The following is a 23,536-nucleotide window of genomic DNA, read 5'->3' on the forward strand; positions in this document are numbered from 1 at the left end:
CGGCCGTCGTCGAGCACCTGCAGCAGCGTGTTGAAGACGTCCGGGTGGGCCTTCTCCATCTCGTCGAGCAGCACGACCGAGTACGGACGGCGCCGGATCTCCTCGGTCAGCTGTCCGGCCTCGCCGTAGCCGACGTACCCGGGGGGCGAGCCCACCAGCCGCGACACGGTGTGCCGCTCGGAGTACTCGCTCATGTCGACGCGGACCATGCGGTCCTCGTCGCCGAACATCACCGCGGCGAGCGCCTTGGCGAGCTCGGTCTTCCCGACGCCGGTCGGGCCGAGGAACAGGAAGCTGCCGATCGGGCGGTCCGGGTCGCCCAGGCCGGCCCGCGAGCGGCGGACCGCCTCGGCGACCGCGCGCACGGCGTCGTCCTGGCCGACGACCCGCTGGTGGAGCTGCTCCTCCAGGCCGAGCAGTCGCGACCGCTCGGTCTCGGTGAGCTGCGCGACCGGGATGCCGGTCGAGCGCGACACCACCTCGGCGATGTCCTCGACGCCCACCTCGAGCACGCCGCCCTGGCCGGACGAGCGCTCGGTGCGCGCCTCCGTCAAGGCCTGCGCGGCAGCGTTCAACTCGTCACGCAGCGCCCCGGCCCGCTCGTAGTCCTCGTCGGCGACCGCCTGGTCCTTGTCGCGCTGCAGCGACTCGACGCGCTGCTCGAGCTCGCGGGTGTCGGTGTGCGGCGCCTGCGAGCGCAGCCGCTTGCGGGCGCCCGCCTGGTCGACGAGGTCGATGGCCTTGTCGGGCAGGAACCGGTCGGTGACGTAGCGCTCGGAGAGCTCCGCGGCCGCCGTCAGCGCCTCGTCGGTGAAGCGCACCTGGTGGTGCGCCTCGTAGCGGTCCCGCAGCCCGTGCAGGATCGCGATCGTGTCCGCGACGCTCGGCTCCGGCACCATCACCGGCTGGAAGCGGCGCTCGAGCGCGGCGTCCTTCTCGATGGACTGCCGGTACTCGTCGAGCGTGGTCGCGCCGACGATGTGCAGCTCGCCGCGGGCCAGGGCCGGCTTGAGGATGTTGCCGGCGTCCATGCCGCCACCCTCGCCGCTGCCCCCGGCACCGACCATGGTGTGGAGCTCGTCGATGAAGACGATGAGCTCCTCGGAGTGCTGCCGGATCTCGTCGACGAGCTTCGTCATGCGCTCCTCGAAGTCACCGCGGTAGCGGGTGCCCGCCACCATGCCGGTGAGGTCGAGCTGGACGATGCGCTTGCCGGTGAGCTGCTCGGGGACGTCGCCCGCGACGATGCGCTGGGCGATGCCCTCGACGACGGCGGTCTTGCCGACGCCGGCCTCACCGATCAGCACCGGGTTGTTCTTGGTGCGACGCGAGAGGACCTCGAGGGTCTGGTCGACCTCGTCCTCCCGCCCGATCACCGGGTCCAGCTCGCCTGCACGGGCCTTGCCCGTCAGGTCGACGCCGAACTGGTCGATCGTCGGGGTGTCGCTCTCGCCCTGCTGCCCGGCCTGGCCCGCGCCGGACCGGCCCGCGCCGGAGGCCGAGCGCTGCAGCGACTGCGGGTCCACCCCGCGCGACTGCAGACCCTTGCCGGTCGGGGAGTCCGGGTTGGCGGCGAGCGCCAGCACGATGTGCTCGGGGCCGATGTAGCTGGCACCGAGGGCGCGGGAGATCTGGTGCGCGTCGAGCAGCGTCCGCTTGGCGGTGGGGGTCAGCGTCGGGGCCTCACCACGCGCCTCGCCGCGCGGCAGTTGCGCGTCGGCGTGCCGGGCGAGCTCGTCGACGTCCGCGCCCGTCCCCGCGATCAGGGCGCGCAGCGGCGGGACGGCGAGGGCGGCGAGCAGCAGGTGCCAGGCGTCGAGATCGGTGTTGCCGCGCTCCGCGGCCTGCTGGGCCGCCGCGCCGACCAGGCCGCGGGCCTGCTCGGTCATGAGCGCGGTGATGTCGATCCGCTGGGCACCGCGCGGCGTCGCTCCGCCGAGGAAGCGCGCCAGGAAGTCGTCGAATTGGCCGGACCCGGGGCCGCCGGGACCGAATGCGCTGGTCATGCGTACCTCTCTGAGGGGGGTCCTGCCGCCTGCGGCCAGGTGCCTGCGGCGGCGTCAGGGTGGTCAGCAACCCGGGGACCGGTTTCATTCCTGAGTCGGTGTGACTCAGGTCTGCCTCACCGGGGTGCGTCGATGAGGCTCACGTGTTCCCGGTCGCCCCCGTGCGACACACGCCCGTCATCGGGGGTAGTCCTCGTCCATGACGACCGCCCGCGAGGTCCACCTGGTCCGCCGCCCCCACGGCTTCCCCGACGCCGACGACTTCGCCCTCGTCGAGCGCGACCTGCCCGAGCCCGGCCCGGGCGAGGCCCTCGTCGCCAACCGCGCCTTCTCCGTCGACCCCTACATGCGGGGGCGGATGAACGACGTGCCGTCGTACGTCCCGCCGTTCCGGTTGCACGAGGTGATGGACGGCCGCTCGGTCGGCGAGGTGACCGCCGTCGGCCCGGACGTCTCGGAGGTCGCCGTCGGGGACCTCGTGCTCGGCAACCTCGCGTGGCGCGATCACGGGATCGCGAAGGCCCGGCACCTGCAGCAGGTCCCCGACGTCGAGGGCGTGGACCCGCGCGCCTACCTCGGCGTGCTCGGGGCGCCCGGGCTCACCGCGTGGGTGGGGCTGCTGGACAAGGCGTCGTTCCGGGAGGGCGACGCGGTGTTCGTCTCCGGCGCGGCCGGCGCGGTCGGCAGCCTCGTCGGGCAGATCGCGAAGCAGAGGGGCGCCTCGCTCGTGGTCGGCAGCGCCGGCAGCGCGGAGAAGGTCGCGTGGCTGACCGGCGAGCTCGGCTACGACGCCGCGTTCGACTACAAGGACGGTCCCGTCGCCGACCAGCTCGAGAAGGCGATGCCCGACGGCCTCGACGTCTACTTCGACAACGTCGGCGCCGACCACCTCGAGGCCGCCATCGCGGTGGCCAACGACCACGCCCGCGTCGCCGCCTGCGGGGCGATCGCGCACTACAACGACACCGACGACGACCCCACGCCCGGCCCGCGCAACCTCTTCCTCATCGTCAAGAAGCGGCTGTCGATCCAGGGCTTCATCGTCAGCGACTCGCTCGACCGCTTCCCGGCGTTCCTGGAGGAGGTCACCCCGTGGGTCCGCGACGGGCGGGTGCGCTTCGCGGAGACCGTCGTCGAGGGCGTGGACCACGCCGTCGAGGCATTCCAGGGCCTCCTGCGCGGGGAGAACACCGGGAAGATGCTCGTCACGCCGTAGTCGTCGGCGAGGTCAGCAACGGCATGTCCCTGACACCTGACGTCAGGACGGGCGCCGTTCATACGTCCGGGTGGGATCAGGTCCCGACGACGGGTGCCGGGCGCGGCGCGAGCACGACGTCCACCCGGCCCGGGGCCGCCCGGCGGGCGTCCGGGACGTGCTCCGGGGCGGCGCAGACCAGCAGGCACGGGGTCGGCGGTACGGCCAGCTCGTAGCCGCCGGCCTCGTCGGCGTGGGCGATGCCGAGCTGGTGGCCGTCGTCGTCGACCAGCGTGACGGTCGCCCCGGGGATCGGGGTCCCGCCCGCGGTCCGCACGACGCCGCGGAGGGTCCGACGCACCCCGGTCCGCGTCGAGCCGTCGTCCGGAATGCGTTCCGGGTCGGGGCCGCACTCGTGCGTGAACGGCGCCGTCGTGACGTCAGGTGTCAGCATCGTGCCGTTGCTGCTGGCCGGGTCGGGGGTGCCGCCAGGAGTGAGCGGCGCCGTCCTGACGTCAGGTGTCAGCATCGTGCCGTTGCTGTCGGGGCGAGGGGGCCGCCCCGCCACGTGCCGATCCCGCGCCGCGCCGATCCCGGCCGCCGCGAGCGGCACCAGCAGGACGAGCAGCGTGATGATCGGGGCGGTCCAGCTGCCGGTGGCGTCGTGGATCGCGCCCAGCGCCAGCGGGCCCGCCGCGGCGAGCACGTAGCCGATCCCCTGCGCCATCCCCGAGAGCTCGGAGGTGTGCGCGGCGTCGGGGGAGCGCAGCGTGATCAGCGTGAGCCCGAGGCTGATCCCGATCCCCTGGCCCAGGCCGATCAGCACCATCCACAGCGGCGCGAGGGCCCCGGGGGCGAACAGCAGGCCGAGGAGGCCGACCACCCAGACGGCGATCAGCGCCGCGAGCAGGTGGTGCTGGGTGCGGCTGCGGGCGGCGAGGACCGGGGTGATCGCGGAGGTCACCAACGAGCAGACCCCGGCGAGCGAGAGCAGCAGACCGGCCTCGGTGGCCGAGCGGCCCTCGTCGACGAAGATCGTGGGAGCCCACGCGGTCAGGGCGTAGAACTGCAACGACTGCAGACCCATGACCAGCGTGACCTGCCAGGCGAGCGCGCTGCGCCACAGCCCCCGCACCGGCGCGGTGGGGGTGCCGGGCGGCGCGGCCGCGGCCCGGCGCCGGGCGCGGACGACCCAGGGGACCCAGAGAGCGACCCCGGCCGCGACCAGTACCGCCCACAGCGCCAGCGTCGGGCGCCACCCCAGGCCCGTCGCGTGCTCGAGGGGCACCGTCACCGCGGCGGCCAGGGCGCCACCGCCGGAGATCATCGTCGAGTACGCGCCGGTCATCACGCCGGTGCGGTGGCGGAAGTCCCGCTTGACGACGACGGGCATCAACGTGTTGCCGATGGCGATCGCGATCCCGGCGAGAACGCTGCCCGCCAGGAGGGTCGCGAGGGTCGGGACGAGCCGCACGAGGACACCCGCGGTCAGCACCAGGAGTGCCGCCAGCAGCGCGGTCTCGAGCCCGATCCGGCGCGCCAGCCGTCCCGCGAACGGCGCGAGCAGGCCGAAGCAGAGCACCGGCAGCGTCGTGATCAGCCCGGCGACGGCGCCACCGATCCCGAGATCGACCCGGATCTGCGCGAGCAGCGGGGACACGGCGACGACGGCCGGGCGCAGGTTCAGCGCGATCAGCAGGACCGCGACGACGAGGGCCGCGGTGCGGAGGCGGCTCACGCCGGGTCCCCGACCAGGGTGAGGAGCTCGTCGAGCAGAGCGTCCGACGCGCGGCCCGCGGCCTCGGGCTCCCCGGCCCGGATGGCCTCGACGAGATCGGTGTGCACGTGGAAGCGCGGCGAGCCCACCGCGCGCTGCTCGGCCACGGTGAGTGCGATCGTCGCGGCCAGGGCGTCGCCGAGGTGGTCGAGCAGGTCCGCCAGCACCGGGTTGTGCGCGGCGGCGGTGACCAGGCGGTGGAACTCGAGGTCGCCGCGCACGAAACCGTCGCGGTCGTCGGCGGCGGCCAGGTCGTGCTGGCGCGCGAGCGCGGCGGTGAGCCGCCGGAGGTCCTCGTCCGTGCGGTGCCGGGCGGCGAGCCGCGCGGCCTCCCGCTCGAGGCCCCGGCGCACCTCGAGGACGTGGCGGGCGTCGGCGCGACGGACGTAGCGGTCGAGGGCCGCACCCAGTCCGCTGGCGGCCCGCACCCAGGTCCCGTCGCCCTGGCGGACCTCGAGCATCCCGGAGTGCGCGAGCGCCCGCACGGCCTCGCGGACCGAGTTGCGTCCGACGCCGAGCGCGGCGACCAGTTCGGGTTCGGGCGGGATCCGCGTGCCCACCGGCCACTCGCCGGAGACGACCATCGTCTCCATCTGGCTGATCACGTCGCCGATGACGCTCGCGCGCCGAGGGGTCTCCAGGGGCACCCAGACATCCTGACATCCCATGTCTGCGCGGACCACCAGCGGAGTGTCCGCGCGGTCACGCTCAGGGGTGGTGTTTGGTACCCGACGGCGGGTGCTTGCCGCCGTGGTGCTGCGTCGAGGGCGGCGCGCCGGCGGTGTCCGCGACGGAGCGCAGGTCGAACGAGACGAAGTCCCGGCTCGAGGGCTGCAGGTAGTGCTGGGCCCCGACCTGCTCGCCGGGGAAGAGCTGGAACGCGTCGGGGCGCGGCTGCCCGGTGGGGTGGAAGTAGGCGCCCGAGACCCACGCCGGGTTGATGTCCAGCTCCATCCCGCGCACCGCGCCCGCCGAGCGGAGGATCTCGCCGAGCGTGCACACCGAGAGCGCCGGGCCCCCGACGTAGATCTCGGCGCCGGTCGCGGTGACCCCGAACGCGGAGCGGTTGATGTACGCGGCCTGCCCGACGGTGGAGCCCCACTCGGCGGTGCCGCCGGTGGCGCACGTCGGGTCGACGACGCCGTGGTCGACCAGGGGGATCAGGTTCTGCCGGACCGCGGCCACGTCCGGGCCCATCCGGACCTCGCTGCCCCAGGCGCCGACGTCGGCGGTCCCGTTGCGGTGGATCACCAGGCTCGCGGCGCCGGGCACGAGCGGCCGCGCCTCACGGCCGTCGAGGTACCAGCCGCCGTGGCTGTCGCCCTGCAGGCGGAAGCCGGCGGAGAAGGCGCTGACGACGGTGCGCTGCTCGTCGGGGTCGACGGACGCGGGCACCGACCAGTCGCCGCCCGGGTCCTCCGTGCCGGGGTGCAGGACGCCGCGCACGAGCGTCGGGTCCATCCAGAGCACGCCCACGAGGAACGAGGTGTGCGCGGCGTCTGGGCGCACGGTGGTCATCCGCACTGCGTCGCCGTGCGGGGTGGAGACCACCGGCTGCCACTGGCCCTCCCCGGGCAGAGGCGGGAGCCCGTCGGGGGCGGGCAGCGGCGGTGGCACCGGGATGCCGCCGGGGCGGTCCGTGACGGCGCCGGGGGCGTGCGGGATGCCGCCGGGCGGTGCGCCGCCGGTCGGGGGCTGGTCGAGGTCGTACTGCCGCGCCTCGAGCCAGGTCACGACCGGCCCGAGGCCGTGGTCGCGACCCCACTCCGCGAGCCGGGCGGCCACGGTGTCCGACCCCGGCCGGGTCAGCGCGTGCACGAGGGAGGGTGTGACGAGGACGGCGAGCAGGACGACGACGACCGCGAGCGCGGCCAGGGTCCGGCGCAGCCACCGACGGCGGGGCAGGAGGCGGAACCGGCGGCGGGGCTCCGGGCTCGTCGCGATCGTGACGGTCTCGCCCTCGGCCGCGTCGGTCGTCGGTCCGGGTGCCGCCGAGTCGGTGCCCTCGGCGCCGGGCTCGTCGTGGCGGGCATCGTCCGGAGTCGGATCGTTCTCCTCGGTGGCGGGCTGCGCGGTGCCGTCGACCGCGGTGGTGGCCACCGTGGGGCTGTTCAGCGCATCGGCCGCATCGGCCGCATCGGCCGCGCCGGCCTCGTCCGACTCGTCGGCGTGGTCGGTCGAGTCGGTGTCCGAGGACGCCACGGCGGACGAGGGAGGGGCCACGACCGACCATCGTCCTCGGGACCCGCGGTGTGACGGTGAAGCCCCGGAGGTGGGCGTGTCCTGCGTGACATCTGCGCGCCCGGTTCGTGTCCCGGTGCGCCCCCCGCCCGGATCGTGGTCGGGAATCGTGTGACGGGACGGGGCGCAGACGAACGGCCGCACCACGGAGGCGATCATGTGCCCGGAGTCGACGCCGCCGGGCGGGTCACCCGGCACCATGATCGCGATTCGGGCGGCAGAGTGATCGCTGAGCGAGCACTCTGCCGCCCGGAAGTCGATCATGGGTCGCGGGCGCCGACCCCCGGAACGAGCGAAGGGCCCCCTCGGTCGGATAGATCGACCGAAGGGGCCCCTCGCTCAGAACGGACCGGGACCCGCCTACGACGAGCGGATCGTCAGCAGCAGGTGGTCCTTGCCCTTGGTGGACCGCAGCGCGGCGTCCCACCCGTCCGCGACCGCCGCCGTGTAGAGCAGCGCCGTCGACGGGGTGCGCAGCGGCGCCCGGAACACGGCGTCGGCGGTGATCGCCGGGCCGTGGCGCCCGGACAGTGCGCCGAGCACCCGCGCCTTGGTCCACATGCCGTGCGCGATCGTGCCCGGCATCCCGAACGCCTTCGCGGCGAGCGAGTTCATGTGGATCGGGTTCACGTCGCCCGAGACCGCGGCGTAGCGCCGGCCGATGTCCCCGGGCACCTTCCACACCGCGTGCGGCCGGTCCCCGACGACGGGCGCGGGCTCCGGCGGCGCCGAGTCCGTCGCGTCGTCCGCCGACGCCCCGCGCACGAAGTACGTCGACCGCGAGTGCCAGGTGCGCTCGCCGTCGGCGGTGTCGATCGTCGCGACGAGGTCGACCTGCGCGCCCTTGGGGTGGGCGACGAGCCGCTCGGCGTGTACCCGCAGCGTCAGCGGCTCGCCGACCTCGAGGGCCCGCCGCTGGGAGATGACGTTGCGCAGGTGCACCATGCCCGGGGCGGGCAGGGGGAACTCGCGGTCGGTCATCAGCCGCATCTGCAGCGGGAACGCCAGCATGTGGGGGTAGGTCAGGGGCACGTCGGCGCCGACGGCGAACCCGCACACGTGGGCGTAGTCCGCCACCGCGTCGGCGTCGATGGTCGTGCCGGCGAGCTCCAGCGTCCGGTCGGGGAGCGAGTCCCCGCCCGAGCGCGCGGTGAGCAGCGCCCGGCCGTAGAGCGCCCCCAGCGTCGGGGGCGCGTCCAGCGTCTCGGTCGCCACTACGCCCCCAGCAGGTTCTGGCCGTCGACGCGCAGCACCTGGCCGTTGACCGCGTACGACGCGCCCTGCGCGAAGTAGGCGATCGTCTCGGCCACGTCCACGGGGAGCCCGCCCTGGGTCAGCGACGACAGGCGCCGGCCGGCCTCCCGGGTGCCCACGGGCATCGCGGCGGTCATGTCGGTCTCGATGAACCCGGGGGCGACGGCGTTGATCGTCGCGTCCTTGGCCGCCAGCAGCGGGGCGGTGGCGTCGACGAGCCCGATGACGCCGGCCTTCGACGAGGCGTACGAGGTCTGGCCGCGGTTGCCCGCGATCCCGGCCATCGAGGAGACCGTGACGATCCGGCCGCCGCGGTGGAAGCCGGTGTCGTCGGCGGAGTCCATGAGGACGTCGTTGATCGCCAGCTGGGCGTTCAGGTTGACGTCGATCACCGAGTTCCAGCGGTCGGTGTCCTGGTTCGCGAGCAGCTTGTCGCGGGTGATGCCGGCGTTGTGCACGACGATGTCGATGCCGCCGTGGCGCGCGCAGTGCGACAGGATCGCCTCGCCCGCGCCCTCGCCGGTGATGTCGAGCTGCAGCGCCGTCCCGCCCACCTCGTTCGCGGTGCGGGCCAGCGCGTCCCCGGCCGACGGGATGTCGACGCACACCACGGTGGCGCCGTCCCGGGCGAGGGTCGTCGCCACCGTCCGGCCGATGCCGCGCGCGGCCCCGGTGACGACGGCGACCTTGCCCGCGATCGGGTGGTCCCAGTCGGTGCCCGCCGACGAACCGGCGTAGCCCGGCACCACCCCGACGTCGAGGCGCTGCCCGTCGACGAACGCCGAGCGGGAGGACAGGAAGAACCGCAGCGTCGACTCGAGGTCGTTCTCGGCGCCGTCGGCGACGTGGATCAGGTTGACCGTCGCGCCGTAGCGGGCCTCCTTGGCCGCGGAGCGCACGAGGCCCTCGAGGGCGCGGCGGGCGGCGCGGACGGCGGGGCGGTCGGCCTCGGCCGGCACGTCGCCGATCACGAGGATGCGCCCCGAGGCCCCGACGCGGCGCATGCACGGCGTCAGGAAGCCCTGGATCGCGGCGAGGTCGGCCGGGGAGGACAGCCCGGTGGCGTCGACGATCGCCGCGGCGACCTTCGAGGTCGAGGAGCCGCCGCCGATGGGGGCGGCCGGATCCTCGTGGACCTCGACCCCCGCCTCGGAGAGGACGGCGCGCACGACCTTGGCCACGCGGCCGTCGGCGGTCGCGGTGCCCAGCAGCGCCGCGCCGGACAGCAGCGGCTGTCCGGGCTCCCAGCGGCGCAGCTTCGGCACCGGCGGAAGGCCGACGTTGCCGGCGATCGCCTTGCCGATGCCGGAGTTGACGAAGTCGGAGTACCAGTCGTGGGACATCGCTACGGGCTCCTTTCTCAGGCCTCGAGGATGGCGACGACGCCCTGGCCGCCGGCGGCGCAGATGGAGATGAGCCCGCGGCCCCCACCGTTCTGCTTGAGGATCTTGGCGAGCGTCGGCACGATCCGGGCGCCGGTGGCGGCGAACGGGTGGCCGACCGCCAGCGAGGAGCCGTGGACGTTGAGCTTGCCGCGGTCGATCGAGCCCAGCGGCGCGTCGAGGCGCAGGCGCTCCTTGCAGAACTGCGGGCTCTCCCACGCCGCGAGCGTCGCGAGCACCGTGGACGCGAACGCCTCGTGGATCTCGTAGAAGTCGAAGTCCTGCAGGGTGAGCCCGTTGCGCTCGAGCATCCGCGGGACGGCGTAGGCCGGCGCCATGAGCAGGCCCTCGTCGCCGTGGACGTAGTCGACGGCGGCGGTCTCGGCGTCGACGAGGTGCGCGAGCACCGGCAGGCCGCGCTCGGCGGCCCACTCGTCGCTGGCGAGCAGCACGGTGGCGGCGCCGTCGGTCAGCGGCGTCGAGTTGCCGGCGGTCATCGTCGCCTCGGCCTTGTCGGCCCCGGCGGGGAAGAAGACCGGCTTGAGCTTGCCGAGCTTCTCGACGCTGGAGTCGGCGCGCAGGTTGTTGTCCTTGGTGAGCCCGAGGTAGGGCGTCATCAGGTCGTCGAAGAACCCGGCGTCGTAGGCCTTCGCCAGGTTCTGGTGCGAGAGCGCGGTGAGCTCGTCCTGCGCGGTGCGCTCGATGCCCCAGTGGGCGGCGGTGAGGGCCGCGTGCTCGCCCATCGACATCCCGGTCCCGGGCTCCCGGTTGGCCGGGATCTCGGGGACGATCTGGCCCGGGCGCAGGCCGGCGAGGGCCTTGAGCACCCCGGCCGTGGACTTGGCGCGGTTGGCGGCCAGGAGGACCTCGCGCAGGTCCTCGTTGACGGCGATGGGGGCGTCACTGGTGGTGTCGACGCCGCCGGCCACGCCGGACTCGATCTGTCCGAGGGCGATCTTGTTGGCGATCAGGACCGCGGCCTCGAGCCCGGTGCCGCACGCCTGCTGGACGTCGTAGGTGGGCGTCCACGGCGAGAGCCGGCTCGCGAGCACCGCCTCGCGGGTGAGGTTGAAGTCGCGGCTGTGCTTGAGCACGGCACCCGCGACGACCTCCCCGACCCGCTCGTCGGCGAGCCCGAAGCGCGCGACGAGACCGTCGAGCGCCGCGGTGAGCATGTCCTTGTTGGAAGCGCGCGCGTAGGCGCCGTTGGAGCGGGCGAACGGGATGCGGTTGGCACCGACGACCGCCGCGCGACGGGGGCTGGCCACTGGTTCCTCCAGAGGTGCTGGGGTTCGTTACCCGAAAGTAGCAGGTACCGTGGGTGCCGTGAGTCGTCGTTCGCAACGTCACGAGGACGAGGGCCGGGGTCATCGCGACGCACCGCGTCGTGGTCGTCCGGGCCCGTCGTCGGGCGACGCCGCGTCCGACGCCCCGTCGGACGACGGTGCCGGCGCGGGCGGAGTCGATGGCCACAGTGCCCCGGCGCCGCGCCGCGACAAACGTTCCAGCCGGTGGGACGAGCACCGCCGCGCGCGGCGCAACGAGCTGACCCTCGCGACCATCGTCGCCATTCGCGCCCACGGCGCCGACGTCGGCATGAGCCAGGTCGCGGCGCAGGCGCGGACCTCGAAGACGGTCGTGTACCGGCACTTCGCGGACAAGTTCGACCTCTACCAGGCCGTCTGCGAGCGGGTCGGTGCCGTGATCGTCGGGAAGGTCCAGGACGCGATGCGGGTGGCGGGTCCGCCCGAGCAGACCCTGCTCGCCGGGGTGGACGCCTACCTCTCGCTGATCGAGGCGGACCCGGACATCTACCGCTACGTGATGCGCCCGCCCGCCTCGGAGCGGTCGTCGTCGGCCGGCGGCCCGAACGACTTCGTCGGCGACCTCACGTCGTTCATCGGCGATTTCGTCGGCGACATCATCTCCACCGAGCTGCACCGCCAGGGCCGCGACGCGACGCCGGCGACGACCTGGGGGCACTCCCTCGTCGGGATGGTGCGCTCCGTGGGCGACCACTGGCTGACCGTCCGCCCCGAGGTGGCGCGCGAGACGATCGCGGCCGAGATCACCGACCTGGCCTGGGCCGGCCTCTCGCGCACGGTGAACGCGGCCGCCGCGTCCGCCTGAGGATCACACCCGAGGGGGGCCTACTCGCGGGTAACCTGGAGTCGACGGCGGTCGCCCGACCGCCCCGCCCCGCCTCTCGGGAGGTCCGGACCGTGACCGCCAGTACCCACCTCGACCCCGAGTCGGTCACCCCGGCCGCCGTCGACGCCGTGCGCCGTGCCCTCGACGGCCGGTGGATGGACGTCCGCGAGGAGATCCGCGCCCGCGACGACTTCGCGACGCTGCGCGTGGCCCCCGGCACCGACGTCGAGACCCACCGCGAGCGGGTGTGGGAGATGCTCGGGCAGCTCGCCGCCGACGGCCACGCGGTGCACGGCTTCCCCACCTCCGTGGGCGGGCTGGGCGACATCGGCGCCTCCGTCGTCTCCTTCGAGATGCTCGCCTTCGCGGACCTGTCGCTGCAGGTCAAGAGCGGGGTGCAGTGGGGTCTGTTCGGTGGCGCCATCCAGGCCCTCGGCAACCCCGAGCAGCACGCGCGCTGGCTGCCCGGCGTGATGGACCTCAGCCTCCCGGGCTGCTTCGGGATGACCGAGACCGGCCACGGCTCGGACGTGCAGTCGGTGCACACCACGGCGACCTACGACCCGGGCACCGGCGAGTTCGTGATCGACACCCCCACCGAGTCGGCGCGCAAGGACTACATCGGCAACGCCGCGCGCGACGGGCGCATGGCCGTGGTGTTCGTGCAGCTCTGGACGGCGCCGGCGGGGCGGGAGGCGGAGCGCCACGGCGTGCACGCCGTCCTGGTCCCGCTGCGCGACGAGGACGGCACCGTCCTGCCCGGTGTCGAGATCACCGACGACGGGCACAAGGAGGGGCTCAACGGGGTCGACAACGGACGCCTGGCCTTCCACGGGGCGCGCGTGCCGCGCGAGAACCTGCTCGACCGCTACGGCACCGTCGCCGCCGACGGCACCTACTCGAGCTCGATCGAGAGCGAGAACCGCCGCTTCTTCACGATGCTCGGGGCGCTGGTGCGCGGCCGGATCAGCGTCTCGGGCTCGGCGGTCGGCGCCGCGATGCTCGCGCTGACGATCGCGATCCGGTACGGCGAGGCCCGCCGCCAGTTCGCGGCGCCCGGCGGGGACGGCGAGATCGCGGTCCTGGACTACCTCGCCCACCAGCGCAAGCTGCTGCCGCTGCTGGCCCGCACCTACGCGCTGCGCTTCGCCCAGAACGAGCTCGTCGAGATGCTCCACGACGTCCAGACCACCCGCGAGGCCGGCGGCGACGTGGACGAGCGCCGCCAGCGCGAGCTCGAGTCGCGCGCGGCCGGCATCAAGGCGCTCTCGACCTGGAACGCCACCGAGGTGATCCAGGTCTGCCGTGAGGCCTGCGGCGGGCAGGGCTACCTCTCGGAGAACCGGCTCGCGGACCTGCGGGCCGACACCGACGTGTTCACCACCTTCGAGGGTGACAACACCGTCCTGCTCCAGCTCGTCGCCAAGGGCCTGATCTCCGGCTACGCCGACGACTTCGGCAACCTCGACACGCTGGGCACCATCCGCTTCGTCGCCGACCAGGTGCTCGACTCGGTCGCGGAGCGGACGTCGCTGCACGCCCTCGCGGAGCGCCTGCGCGGCGCCGCGACGGGAGGCGACGACGACGCCGTCCTCGACGCCTCCTGGCAGATCAAGCTGCTCGACGACCGCGAGGAGCACACCCTCGACTCGCTGGTCCGCCGGCTGCGCCCGGCCCGCGGTAAGGGCGTCGGCCCCGACCGCGCGTTCCAGATCTTCAACAACGCCCAGGACCACCTGCTGCGGGCGGCCCGCAGCCACCTCGACGGGCTCGTCCTCGACGCGTTCAACCGGGCCTGCGAGGCCCAGGCGGACCCGACGGCGAAGGGCCTGATGCGCCAGGTGTGCGACCTCTACGCGCTCTCGGTGATCGAGGCCGACAAGGGCTGGTTCCTCGAGCACGGCCGGATGTCCGCCACGCGCTCGAAGGCCGTGACGGCGGAGGTCAACCGGCTCTGCCTCGGGCTGCGGCCCCACGCCCGGGCGCTCGTCGACGCGTTCGGCATCCCGGAGCCCTGGATCGGCGCCCCCATCGCCACCGGCGCCGAGCAGCGCCGTCAGGACGAGGCCGCCGCGCACGCCCACGCGGACTCGGGTGCGCAGCAGGCCTGAACGGGGTACGAGTCGTGTGAACGAGGCCACTCCGGGTACAGGGTGGACACCGCACCGGCCCGGCCGCGCCCGGTGCGACGCCCGAGGAAGGACCACGACGTGACGAGCACCCCGGCCGATCCCCACGGACAGTGGGATTCGAGTACGGCGACGCCACCCCCGGCGCCGAAGAACGGGATGGGTGTCGCCGCCCTGATCTTCGGGATCCTGGGCATCCTCACGTGCTGGTGGCTGCCGATCGTCGGGCTGGTCCTCGGCCTGCTCGCGCTGGTCTTCGGCATCATCGGCCGGGGCCGGGCCCGCCGTGGCCTCGCGGGCAACGGCGGGATGGCGCTGACGGGGCTCCTGCTCGGCATCCTGTCGATCATCGTGAACATCATCCTCAGCCTGGTCGTCGGCTTCGGGCTCTTCGCCTTCTTCCAGACCGGGGGCGCCAACTCGCTCCAGCAGGCCCAGCAGTGCCTCTCGCAGGCCCAGAACGCCGGGAACCCGGCGGCCGTCCAGCAGGCCGTCGCCGCCTGCAAGCAGCAGTTCCAGCAGCAGCTGCCCGACATCGGCGGCGGCCAGTAGGACCGCACACACGACGACGGGGCCCCGCACTCCAGTGCAGGGCCCCGTCGTCGTAGGAAGGCGTCCGAACCGGGCGATGAGCCGCCTCGCGGCGGTTGGCACACCAGGGCTTCAGCCGAACGATCGTCCCTGGAGGCCTTCTTAAATGAGACCCGGGGGCACATGGCGCCCGGTCCGGACGCCCGATACAACCACGTCCGCCGCCGTCGTGTTCCCCGGGGGCGCCCGTCCTCCGGACCCGGAGCACCCCGTCGTCAGCGGGCCGGCACCACCCCGACGGCGTCGCGCACCGGGCGCAGCGGGCGGTCCGAGGGGGTGTTGACGACGGCGAGCGCGCCGCCCGCCGGCCGGCGGACCATCTGGGTGGAGCCGCCGCCGTCGAGCGCGACGGCCTGCGGGTAGCCGAGCTCGACGACGAGGCGCCCGAGCTGGGCGAGCGTCGTCCCCACGCTCGCCTGCGCCCGGCCGTCGACCGCGATCAGCGCGAGGGTGCGCCCGTCGGTCGAGAAGCCGACCGCCGTGCGCGGCGCCCGCTCGGTGTCCTGCAGCCCGGCCCACGGCGCCCCGCCCCGCACCAGCGGCAGCGCGCCCAGCGCGGTCCGCAGCGCCGGGGTCCCGGCCGCGCGGAGCTCCCAGTGCGGCACCGCGCGGTCCCCGACGCGCAGTGCGCGCAGGGCGTCCGCCCCCGCGTCCCGCCCGACGAGCGCCACGGCGTCGGCGGGCACCGGAGCGGTGCCGACCGGGCCGGTCGCGGCCACCCGGCCGTTGCGGACCAGGACCTCGGCGCTGCGCGGGCTGCACGGCGCGTGGGCGTCGGTGTCGGACCCGCAGACGGTGCGCGTGCGGGGCACGCCACCCCAGACCGGGGTGAAGACCGTGATGCCGCCGACGGGCACCACGTAGGTGTTCAGCCCCCGCAACGGCAGCGGCGCGGCGGCGGTGTCCACGCTGCCGACGAAGTGCACCGAGTCGATCCGTGCGGCCCCCGACGTGTCGATCCCCAGCACCGTCTCCGGGTCCGAGCCAGGGGGTCCGGGGGGCGCCGGCCGGCGGCCCGGGACGACGGAGGAGGTGATCGGGACCCCACCGGAGAGCTCCACCCCGACGGGCGCCCCGGTCCCGCCCTCGTCGAAGAAGTCCCCGTTGACGGCGGCGATCGCGCCGGCCCGCGCCGCCAGGTCGGGCACGGTCGCCGTCGCCGTGACGACGGGGGAGCGGAGCAGGCTGACCGCGACCGACCTGTTCGCGAGGTCGACGCGCACCACGTGCCCCCGCACCCGGCCCGCCGCCACGGTCGTCGTGAAGTCGCGGTACTGGGTCCCCGGCACGTCGCCGCTGCGGGGGTCCTCGATCTGGTCGAGCACCCGGCCGCCCGGGTCCGGCGCCGGTGGTGGGACCGGCGGGACCGGCGGCCCCGCCAGCGCGCTCGGGGCGACCACCAACGCCGTCGCCAGCGCCGCGACCACACCCGCGACCGGTCGCACCACCCGGATCCCCGCCATCGGCCCTCACCTCCGCCGCGGCGCACCGTTCCCTGCGCTGGCGAGCGGGGGGTGCGGGCCGCGCGCGGGCCGAGGAGAGTTCGCCGGGACGGGTGACGTGGTCGACCTCACGAGGTAAAGGGAACTCAAAGTCCTCCTCGTTCGTCGTCACGGTGAGGAGGACCGGATCCCGCGCGGACGGCGCGGGGGCGGCCGCGTCGAGGGAGGCAGGGTGACGGTCCCGTTCTGGGTCTGGGCGGCGACGGTGGGCGGGATCGCGGTCCTGGTCGCCGTCGACGTCTGGCACGCGCGGTCACCCCACGAGGTGAGCTTCCGCGAGGCGACGCTCTGGTCGGTGATCTACGTCGTCGTCGCCCTGGCGTTCGGCGTCGGGCTGTGGGTCTTCATGGGCTCGCAGCCCGCGACCGAGTACTTCGCCGGGTGGCTGGTCGAGAAGAGCCTGTCGGTCGACAACCTGTTCATCTTCGCGGTGATCCTCGGCCAGTTCGCGGTCCCGAAGCGCCACCAGCAGAAGGTGCTGCTCTGGGGCGTGATCGGCGCGCTGGTCATGCGCGCGATCTTCATCCTGATCGGCGCCGCGGTGATCTCCGCGTTCGCGTTCGTCTTCGTGGTCTTCGGGCTGTTCCTGCTCTGGACCGCCTACGGGCTGATCCGGTCGCACAACAGCCCGCCGAAGGACATGAGCGACAACGTCGCCGTGCGCCTGACCCGCCGGCTGGTCACCGTCCACGAGGAGGACAACGCCCCCGGCGACGCGCACGACGGGCAGTTGACGCGCCGGATCGGCGGCCGCTTCGGCGTCACCCCGCTGTTCATCGCGGTCACGGTGATCCTCTCGGTGGACCTGGTGTTCGCGCTCGACTCGATCCCGGCGATCTTCGGGATCACGCAGAACGCCTACCTGGTGTTCACCGCCAACGCGTTCGCCCTGCTCGGCCTGCGCGCCCTGTACTTCCTGCTGGTGGGGCTGCTCGACCGCCTCAGGTACCTGAGCTACGGGCTCGCGTTCATCCTCGCCTTCATCGGCGTGAAGCTGATCCTGCTCTACCTCCACGAGGACGTCTCGCCGGCGTTCCCCGAGGTGCCGACGTGGCTCTCGCTCGCGGTCATCGTCGTCACCCTCGCCGTGGTGACCGTCGCCAGCCTCGCGAGCACGCGGGGCCGGGGGGCCGGGGGGCCCGGGCCGGTCGAGGCCGCGGGGTCCGCCGCGACGGACGACACCGCGTCGGGTGCCGTGTCAGGCTCGGAGCATGACGGCACCGGGAGCCCGACGCACCGACCGTGACCGCGACCCGTCGGGGCGGGCGCGCAACGCCCGGCCGCGCGACGCCTCCGGGCGGCCCCTCCCGCCCGGCGAGGCCGGGGTGGAACGGGTCGACGAGGACGTCGTGCTCGCCCCGGACGACGCGCTCGCCGAGGCCCAGCGCCTGCTCGACGGCGGCTATCCCTTCCACGCCCACGAGATCCTCGAGGGCGCCTGGAAGGCGGGTCCCGACGACGAGCGCCCCTTCTGGAAGGGCCTCGCCCAGCTCGCCGTGGGGCTCACCCACGAACAGCGCGGCAACCGCCGCGGCGCGGTCTCGCTGCTGCGTCGCGGTGCCGACACCGTGGCCGAGGGGGCGAGCGCCGCGGCGCGGTACGGCGTCGACGCGCCGCGGCTGGCCGGGTGGGGCCACGCGCGGGCGGACGCGGTCGAGGGCGACGGGGAGCTCGGCGCGGGCGGGCCCCCGCAGCTGCGCGGCTGAGCGCTCCCGGGGCCGTTTCGGGGACCGGAGACCCCGGGCACCCGGGCCGCGTCAGCGCAGTCACCTCCCGAGGAGGCCCTCCAGCCATGGCGAACGAACTCTCCGGCAAGCGCGTCGCGATCCTCGCGGCGAGCGGCGTCGAGCAGGTCGAGCTGACCCAGCCGCGCCAGACCGCCGAGGACGCGGGCGCGACGACGACGCTCGTCTCCGTCGACACCGGCGAGATCCAGGCGATGAACGGCGACATCAACCCGGCCGACACCTTCACCGTCGACAAGGCCATCAGCGACGTGTCGGCCGACGACTTCGACGCGCTGATCCTGCCGGGCGGCACCTGCAACCCCGACACGCTGCGCCAGAACGGCGACGTCATCGCGTTCGTCCAGGCGATCGCCGGGGCCGGCAAGCCCATCGCCGCCATCTGCCACGCGCCCTGGACGCTCGTCGAGGCCGACCTCGTGCGCGGCAAGCGGCTCACGTCGTTCCCGAGCCTGCGCACCGACATCCGCAACGCGGGTGGCGACGTGGTCGACGAGGAGGTCGTCGTCGACCAGGGGCTGATCACCAGCCGCAACCCGAACGACCTCGACGCGTTCTGCTCGACGATCCTCAAGGAGTTCGCCTGAGCGGTGCTCTTCGGCGGCCCGGGCGCCGCGCGCACGGCATGATGCGCCGGTGACCCCGGGCCTGTTCGACGAGATCCTCGCGCGCGGCGGAGCCCGGGACGTCGTCTCCGACGGCGCCTGGCTCGCCGCCATGCTCGACGTCGAGGCCGCCCTCGCCCACGCCACGGCCGAGGCGGGTGGGCTCGCCGCGGCGGACGCGGACGCGATCGCGGCGGCGTGTCGGCCCCGGGACTTCGACGTCGCAGCGCTCGCCGTCGACGCCGCGTCCGCCGGGAACCCCGTCGTGCCCCTGGTCGCGGCGCTGCGCGCGGTGGTGCGCGCCGACGCCGGGGACGAGGCCGCCGCGGCGGTGCACCGGGGCGCCACCAGCCAGGACGTCGTCGACACGGCGAGCGTGCTCGTCACCCGCCGGGCGCTGGGCGTGATCACGGCCGATCTCGCCGCCGCGGCCGACGCCGCGGCCGGGCTCGCCCGCGAGCACCGTGACCGCGCGGCGGCGGGCCGCACCCTGCTGCAGCAGGCCGCGCCGATCACCGTCGGGCTGCGCGCCGCCGGGTGGGCGAGCGGGCTCGACGACGCCGTGCGGGCCCTGCGGGGCTGGCGGCCCGCGGTGCAGCTCGGCGGCGCCGTCGGCACGCTCGCGGCCTTCGCCGGGCGGGGCCGCGCCGTGCGCGCGGCGCTCGCGCGGCGGCTCGACCTCGACGAGCCCGCGCTCGCGTGGCACACCGAGCGCGGCCGTGTCGCCGAGCTGGCCGGACTGCTCGGGCGCGCGGGCGCGGCGATCGGCTCGGTGTCGACCGACCTGGTCCTGCTCGCCCAGACCGAGGTCGGCGAGGTCCGCGAGGACGTCCCCGGCCGCGGCGGGTCGTCGACCCTGCCGCATAAGCGCAACCCGGTCGCCGCGATCTCGGCCCGCGCGGCCGCGGTGACGGTGCCGGGCCTGGTCGCCGCGCTGCTCACCGCCGCCTCGGGCCACGAGTACGAGCGCGCCGCCGGACCGTGGCACGCGGAGTGGCGACCGACCTCGGAGCTGCTGCGCACGGTCGGCTCGGGCGCGGCGTGGCTCGCGGACGGGCTCGCCCACCTGGTGCTGGACCCGGACCGGGTCGCCGCCGCGCTCGACGCCACCGGCGGGCTGCTCCTGGCCGAGAACGTCTCGACGTCGTTACGCGGCCGGGTCGAGGACCCGAAGGGCCTGGTCACCGCGGCCGCCTCGACGAGCCTCGACGAGCACAGGCCGTTCGCCGACGTGCTCGCCGACGCCCTCGCCGGCACCGACATCACCCGCGCCGAGGTCGACGCCGCGCTCGACCCGGCGGCACACGTCGGCGAGTCCGTCGCGCTCGTCGACGCCTTCCTGGCCGCCCGCGAACCCGCCGTCGCCTCCGAGGAGCACCCGTGACCGACCCGACGCCCGAGCTGGACCCCGCCGGCCTCGCCACCCGCCGGGAGGTCCTCGGCGACGAGCACGTCGACCGGGCGATCGCCGGCATCGACGACACCACCGCGGACTTCCAGGCCTTCATCACCCGCTACGCCTGGGACGGCATCTGGAACCGGCCGGGCCTCGACCGCCGCCAGCGCAGCATCGTCACGCTCTCCGTGCTCGCCGCGCTGCACCACGACGGCGAGCTCGCCATGCACGTGCGGGCGGCGCTGCGCAACGGCCTGACCCGCGCGGAGATCCGCGAGGTCCTGCTGCAGGTCGGCGTGTACGCCGGGGTGCCGGCCGCCAATCGGGCGTTCGGGGTCGCGCAGCGGGTGCTGGCGGAGATCCCCGAGGGCTGACCCGGTCGCGCGACCCGTGCGCCGTGCGGGGCGCGCGGGTGGCCGCCCACTACCGTGGGCGTCGACAGCGGCGTGCTGATCGCGAGGGGACGAGGGTGCGGGGACGAGCGGGACGACGGCGGGCGGCGGCGAGGTCGTCCCTGGCGGCGCTGGCCCTGACGGCTCTGCTCGCGGGCTGCTCGTCGGGCCCCGACCTGGCGACGCCGCCGATCCCCACCTTCCCGGGCCCGGGCGCGGCCGCGCCGACGTCGGCCCCCGCGCCGCGCTCGACGCTGATCCCCACCGACTGCAACCAGATCCTCTCCAAGGACGAACTGCCGAACCTGCTCGGCCTCCCGCTGGGCAGCATCGACGTCCGCGCACTGCGCGACGTGCCCGCCCCGTCGGTCAGCCGGCTCGAGCGGGTCACGTGCACCTACACCTCGACCGGGGGTCCGGGCGCGCCGAACCAGGGCTCGCAGGTCCTCAAGATGCTGGCCAGCGGGTATGCCACCCCGGAGGCCGCGCAGGCCCAGGTGGCGGTCAACAACCAGGTCGAGCAGAGCTCCGGGGTCAACGGCGTCGACACCCCGATCGGCGCCGCGGCCGGGACGTTCTTCTCCGACCCCGACGGGCCGTTCCTCGTCGTCTCGTACCGCCGCGTGACCGTGAGCGCCGCCCTCAACCGCGGCTCGCTGTCGGCCGACCAGGCCCGCTCGGTGCTCGTCGACCTCGTCCAGCGGGTGCTCCCGGTCCTGGTGCCCGCCGGTTCCTGACGCCGGGCCCCGTCTACATCGCGCCGCGTGCGGGTACTCCCGCGGCGTACGATCTATTTGCATAGGCTAACGACGAGGGGGAGGTCCGCGTGACGGCGACGGCACCGACCGGGCAGGCGCGGTCCGACCGCTACAAGTGGGTCGCCCTGTCGAACACGACGCTCGGCGTGCTGATCGTGACGATCAACATGTCGATCCTGCTCATCGCGCTGCCCGACATCTTCCGCGGGATCGACATCGACCCGCTGGCGCCGTCGAACATCAGCTACCTGCTGTGGCTGATCATGGGCTACCTCGTGGTGACCGCGGTCCTCGTCGTGAGCTTCGGGCGCATCGGCGACATGTACGGCCGGACCCGCATGTACAACCTCGGGTTCGCGGTCTTCACGTTCTTCTCGATCCTGCTCGCCGTCACCTGGCTGCAGGGCGACGCCGGGGCGATCTGGCTGATCGTGATGCGGGTCCTGCAGGGCATCGGCGGCGCGCTGCTGCTCGCGAACTCGACGGCGATCCTCACCGACGCGTTCCCCACCCACCAGCGCGGTCTGGCCCTCGGCATCAACTCGATCGCGGCCATCGCGGGCTCGTTCATCGGCCTGGTCATCGGCGGGGTGCTCGCCCCGATCAGCTGGCACCTGGTGTTCGTGGTGTCGGTGCCGATCGGCGTGTTCGGCACGATCTGGGCCTACTACAAGCTCAAGGAGGCCGGCGAGCGCCACGCGGCGCGGATCGACTGGTGGGGCAACGTCACCTTCGCCGTCGGCCTCGTCGCGGTGCTCATGGGCATCACCTACGGCATCCAGCCCTACGGCGGCCACGTCATGGGGTGGACGAGCCCGATGGTGCTCAGCTTGCTGATCGGCGGCGTCGTCGTGCTCGCGGTCTTCGCGGTCGTCGAGACCCGGGTCGCCGAGCCGATGTTCCACCTCTCGTTGTTCCGCATCCGCGCGTTCACCGCCGGGAACATCGCGAGCCTGCTCGCGGCCCTCGGGCGCGGTGGCCTGCAGTTCATCCTGATCATCTGGCTGCAGGGCATCTGGCTGCCCCAGCACGGCTACGACTACGAGTCGACGCCGCTGTGGGCCGGCATCTACATGGTGCCGCTCACGATCGGCTTCCTCGTCGCCGGCCCGATCTCCGGCGTCCTGTCCGACCGCCACGGCGCGCGGGCCTACGCGACGATCGGGATGCTCGGCGCGGCGGTGAGCTTCCTGCTGCTGAAGTTCCTGCCCGTCGACTTCTCTTACTGGGGCTTCGCGATCATCCTCGCGGTCAACGGCCTCTCGATGGGCCTGTTCTCCTCGCCCAACCGCGCCGCGATCATGAACTCGGTGCCGCCCCGCCAGCGCGGCGCCGCCGCCGGGATGACCTCGACGTTCCAGAACGCCGCGACGGTGCTCTCGATCGGCATCTTCTTCTCGATGTTGATCCTCGGGCTCTCGAGCTCGCTGCCCGGGGCGCTGCGCACCGGGCTGCTCGCCCACGGGGTCCCGGCCGACGCCGCTGGGCGGATCGCCGAACTGCCGCCGGTCTCGACGCTCTTCGCCGCCCTCCTCGGCTACAACCCGATGCAGACCCTGCTCGGCCCGCAGGTGCTCGCCCAGGTCGGCCCCCAGCAGGCGGAGTTCCTCACCGGGCGCTCCTTCTTCCCGTCGCTGATCAGCGGTCCGTTCGCCGACGGCCTCACCTTCGCGCTCGTCTTCGCCGCCGCCTGCTGCGTGGTGGCGGCGCTGGCGTCGCTGTTGCGGGGTGGCAAGTACGCCTACCAGGAGCCGGCCTCCGCGGTGGCCGCGGAGCCGGTCGGCGACGACGTCGACGGCGGCCCGGTGACGGGGATCGCGCGCGACGCGGACGACCGCACGCCGGTGGGTGTCGGCGCGGGGACGAACGGCCACGGTGCGAACGGCCACGGTGTGAACGGCCACGGCGACGGGAGCTCGGCGTCGGGACGTCTGCTCCAGGGCCGGGTCCTCGGCCCGGATGCCACTCCGACGGCCGCCGTGCTCACGCTGGTCGACCGCTCCGGGCGTCAGGCGGGCCGGACGCTCTCCGACGACGACGGGCGCTTCCGCCTCGAGCCGCCCTCGCCGGGGGACTTCCTCGTCATCGCGACCCCGCAGGGCTCGGACGGCTCGGTGGCGCCGCGGGCGACGCAGGTGTCGGTGAGCACCCTGCCGGTCGACCTCGACGTCGTGCTGGACCGGCGCCGCTGAGCTGCCGCCCCTCGTCAGGGGCACATGGCGCAAGTATCGGCGGCCCCGGAGCTGCCGGGTGTGCCCCTCGGCGGAGGGGCGGCCAGCGCGGCGGCCTCTCGATGATCAGGGGCACATCGCGCAGGAATTGGCGGCCTCTGACCTGCCAGGTGTGCCCCTCGACGGAGGGGGCGGCCCAGCGCGGCGGCCGCCCCGATGATCAAGGGCACATGGCGCAGGA

19 protein-coding genes are annotated in these 23,536 nt (G+C 74.2%); 11 read left to right on the forward strand and 8 right to left on the reverse strand.

From position 1 onward, the window contains the following. The coding region (locus tag AC0CYZ_RS07755; RefSeq protein WP_472213953.1) for an ATP-dependent Clp protease ATP-binding subunit at positions 1–2,006 on the reverse strand (2,006 nt) is incomplete at its 3' end. A 199-nt stretch (positions 2,007–2,205) separates the two neighbouring features. Here AC0CYZ_RS07755 and AC0CYZ_RS07760 point away from each other — a divergent pair. Then, the gene (locus AC0CYZ_RS07760; RefSeq protein ID WP_472213955.1) at positions 2,206–3,222 is read left to right on the forward strand and encodes an NADP-dependent oxidoreductase; all 1,017 of its coding nucleotides are present in this window, start codon (positions 2,206–2,208) and stop codon (positions 3,220–3,222) included. Between the two features lie 76 nt (positions 3,223–3,298). Here the strand turns inward: AC0CYZ_RS07760 and AC0CYZ_RS07765 are convergent, their stop codons facing one another. The 6 genes from AC0CYZ_RS07765 to AC0CYZ_RS07790 all read right to left on the reverse strand — a co-directional run bounded on the left by AC0CYZ_RS07765 (position 3,299) and on the right by AC0CYZ_RS07790 (position 11,123). Then, complete coding sequence (locus AC0CYZ_RS07765; protein ID WP_472213957.1) at positions 3,299–4,939, reverse strand: MFS transporter; 1,641 nt, start codon at positions 4,937–4,939, stop codon at positions 3,299–3,301. Continuing rightward, entirely contained in the window at positions 4,936–5,625 is a 690-nt protein-coding gene (locus AC0CYZ_RS07770; RefSeq protein WP_472213959.1) for a FadR/GntR family transcriptional regulator, read from the reverse strand. Before AC0CYZ_RS07770 ends, AC0CYZ_RS07765 begins: the two co-directional genes overlap by 4 nt. A 61-nt stretch (positions 5,626–5,686) precedes the next feature. Then, positions 5,687–7,201 carry a hypothetical protein gene (locus AC0CYZ_RS07775; RefSeq protein ID WP_472213961.1) on the reverse strand — a complete coding sequence of 505 codons (1,515 nt, stop codon included), beginning with the start codon at positions 7,199–7,201 and terminating at the stop codon, positions 5,687–5,689. 378 nt (positions 7,202–7,579) lie between these two features. Next, positions 7,580–8,434 carry a MaoC family dehydratase gene (locus AC0CYZ_RS07780; protein ID WP_472213963.1) on the reverse strand — a complete coding sequence of 285 codons (855 nt, stop codon included), beginning with the start codon at positions 8,432–8,434 and terminating at the stop codon, positions 7,580–7,582. Continuing rightward, positions 8,434–9,816 (reverse strand): 3-oxoacyl-ACP reductase, encoded by a 1,383-nt coding sequence (locus AC0CYZ_RS07785; RefSeq protein WP_472213965.1) that lies wholly within the window; start codon positions 9,814–9,816, stop codon positions 8,434–8,436. The genes AC0CYZ_RS07780 and AC0CYZ_RS07785 overlap by 1 nt, the downstream gene beginning before the upstream one ends. A 17-nt stretch (positions 9,817–9,833) precedes the next feature. Beyond that, entirely contained in the window at positions 9,834–11,123 is a 1,290-nt protein-coding gene (locus AC0CYZ_RS07790; protein WP_472213967.1) for an acetyl-CoA C-acetyltransferase, read from the reverse strand. A 58-nt stretch (positions 11,124–11,181) separates the two neighbouring features. Here AC0CYZ_RS07790 and AC0CYZ_RS07795 point away from each other — a divergent pair, with 58 nt between their 5' ends. From AC0CYZ_RS07795 to AC0CYZ_RS07805, 3 genes are all read left to right on the forward strand, one after another. Beyond that, entirely contained in the window at positions 11,182–11,985 is an 804-nt protein-coding gene (locus tag AC0CYZ_RS07795) for a TetR family transcriptional regulator (RefSeq protein ID WP_472213969.1), read from the forward strand. 176 nt (positions 11,986–12,161) lie between these two features. Next, the gene (locus AC0CYZ_RS07800; RefSeq protein WP_472213988.1) at positions 12,162–14,117 is read left to right on the forward strand and encodes an acyl-CoA dehydrogenase family protein; all 1,956 of its coding nucleotides are present in this window, start codon (positions 12,162–12,164) and stop codon (positions 14,115–14,117) included. A 99-nt stretch (positions 14,118–14,216) separates the two neighbouring features. After that, positions 14,217–14,687, forward strand: a complete 471-nt coding sequence (locus AC0CYZ_RS07805; protein ID WP_472213970.1) for a DUF4190 domain-containing protein — start codon at positions 14,217–14,219, stop codon at positions 14,685–14,687. A gap of 254 nt (positions 14,688–14,941) precedes the next feature. Here AC0CYZ_RS07805 and AC0CYZ_RS07810 read toward each other — a convergent pair whose 3' ends face one another. Beyond that, on the reverse strand, positions 14,942–16,189 hold the full coding sequence (locus AC0CYZ_RS07810; protein WP_472213972.1) for a phosphodiester glycosidase family protein: 1,248 nt from the start codon (positions 16,187–16,189) through the stop codon (positions 14,942–14,944). A 211-nt stretch (positions 16,190–16,400) separates the two neighbouring features. Between AC0CYZ_RS07810 and AC0CYZ_RS07815 the strand changes: the two genes are divergently transcribed. From AC0CYZ_RS07815 to AC0CYZ_RS07845, 7 genes are all read left to right on the forward strand, one after another. Beyond that, the gene (locus AC0CYZ_RS07815) at positions 16,401–17,474 is read left to right on the forward strand and encodes a TerC/Alx family metal homeostasis membrane protein (RefSeq protein ID WP_472213974.1); all 1,074 of its coding nucleotides are present in this window, start codon (positions 16,401–16,403) and stop codon (positions 17,472–17,474) included. Then, a complete protein-coding gene (locus AC0CYZ_RS07820; protein ID WP_472213976.1) occupies positions 17,440–17,934 on the forward strand; it encodes a DUF309 domain-containing protein in 495 nt (164 codons plus the stop codon). The genes AC0CYZ_RS07815 and AC0CYZ_RS07820 overlap by 35 nt, the downstream gene beginning before the upstream one ends. An 86-nt stretch (positions 17,935–18,020) precedes the next feature. Then, on the forward strand, positions 18,021–18,560 hold the full coding sequence (locus AC0CYZ_RS07825) for a type 1 glutamine amidotransferase domain-containing protein (protein ID WP_472213978.1): 540 nt from the start codon (positions 18,021–18,023) through the stop codon (positions 18,558–18,560). A gap of 49 nt (positions 18,561–18,609) precedes the next feature. After that, complete coding sequence (locus AC0CYZ_RS07830; protein WP_472213980.1) at positions 18,610–19,962, forward strand: lyase family protein; 1,353 nt, start codon at positions 18,610–18,612, stop codon at positions 19,960–19,962. Then, on the forward strand, positions 19,959–20,348 hold the full coding sequence (pcaC, locus tag AC0CYZ_RS07835; protein ID WP_472213982.1) for a 4-carboxymuconolactone decarboxylase: 390 nt from the start codon (positions 19,959–19,961) through the stop codon (positions 20,346–20,348). Before AC0CYZ_RS07830 ends, pcaC begins: the two co-directional genes overlap by 4 nt. Positions 20,349–20,443: 95 nt before the next feature. Then, entirely contained in the window at positions 20,444–21,103 is a 660-nt protein-coding gene (locus AC0CYZ_RS07840; protein WP_472213984.1) for a hypothetical protein, read from the forward strand. An 89-nt stretch (positions 21,104–21,192) separates the two neighbouring features. Further along, positions 21,193–23,316, forward strand: coding sequence for an MFS transporter (locus tag AC0CYZ_RS07845; RefSeq protein WP_472213986.1), 2,124 nt, complete (start codon positions 21,193–21,195; stop codon positions 23,314–23,316). The last annotated feature ends 220 nt before the right edge of the window (positions 23,317–23,536 follow it).

It is taken from the genome of Actinomycetospora sp. (genome assembly GCF_055612215.1).

Excerpts from the sequence above, each read along its gene's own strand:
- AC0CYZ_RS07760 (WP_472213955.1), top strand. The coding sequence starts at position 2,206 with ATGACGACCGCCCGCGAGGTCCACCTGGTCCGCCGCCCCCACGGCTTC.
- AC0CYZ_RS07785 (WP_472213965.1), bottom strand. The coding sequence starts at position 9,816 with ATGTCCCACGACTGGTACTCCGACTTCGTCAACTCCGGCATCGGCAAG.
- AC0CYZ_RS07810 (WP_472213972.1), bottom strand. The coding sequence starts at position 16,189 with ATGGCGGGGATCCGGGTGGTGCGACCGGTCGCGGGTGTGGTCGCGGCG.
- AC0CYZ_RS07820 (WP_472213976.1), top strand. The coding sequence starts at position 17,440 with ATGACGGCACCGGGAGCCCGACGCACCGACCGTGACCGCGACCCGTCG.
- AC0CYZ_RS07800 (WP_472213988.1), top strand. The coding sequence starts at position 12,162 with ATGGACGTCCGCGAGGAGATCCGCGCCCGCGACGACTTCGCGACGCTG.
- AC0CYZ_RS07825 (WP_472213978.1), top strand. The coding sequence starts at position 18,021 with ATGGCGAACGAACTCTCCGGCAAGCGCGTCGCGATCCTCGCGGCGAGC.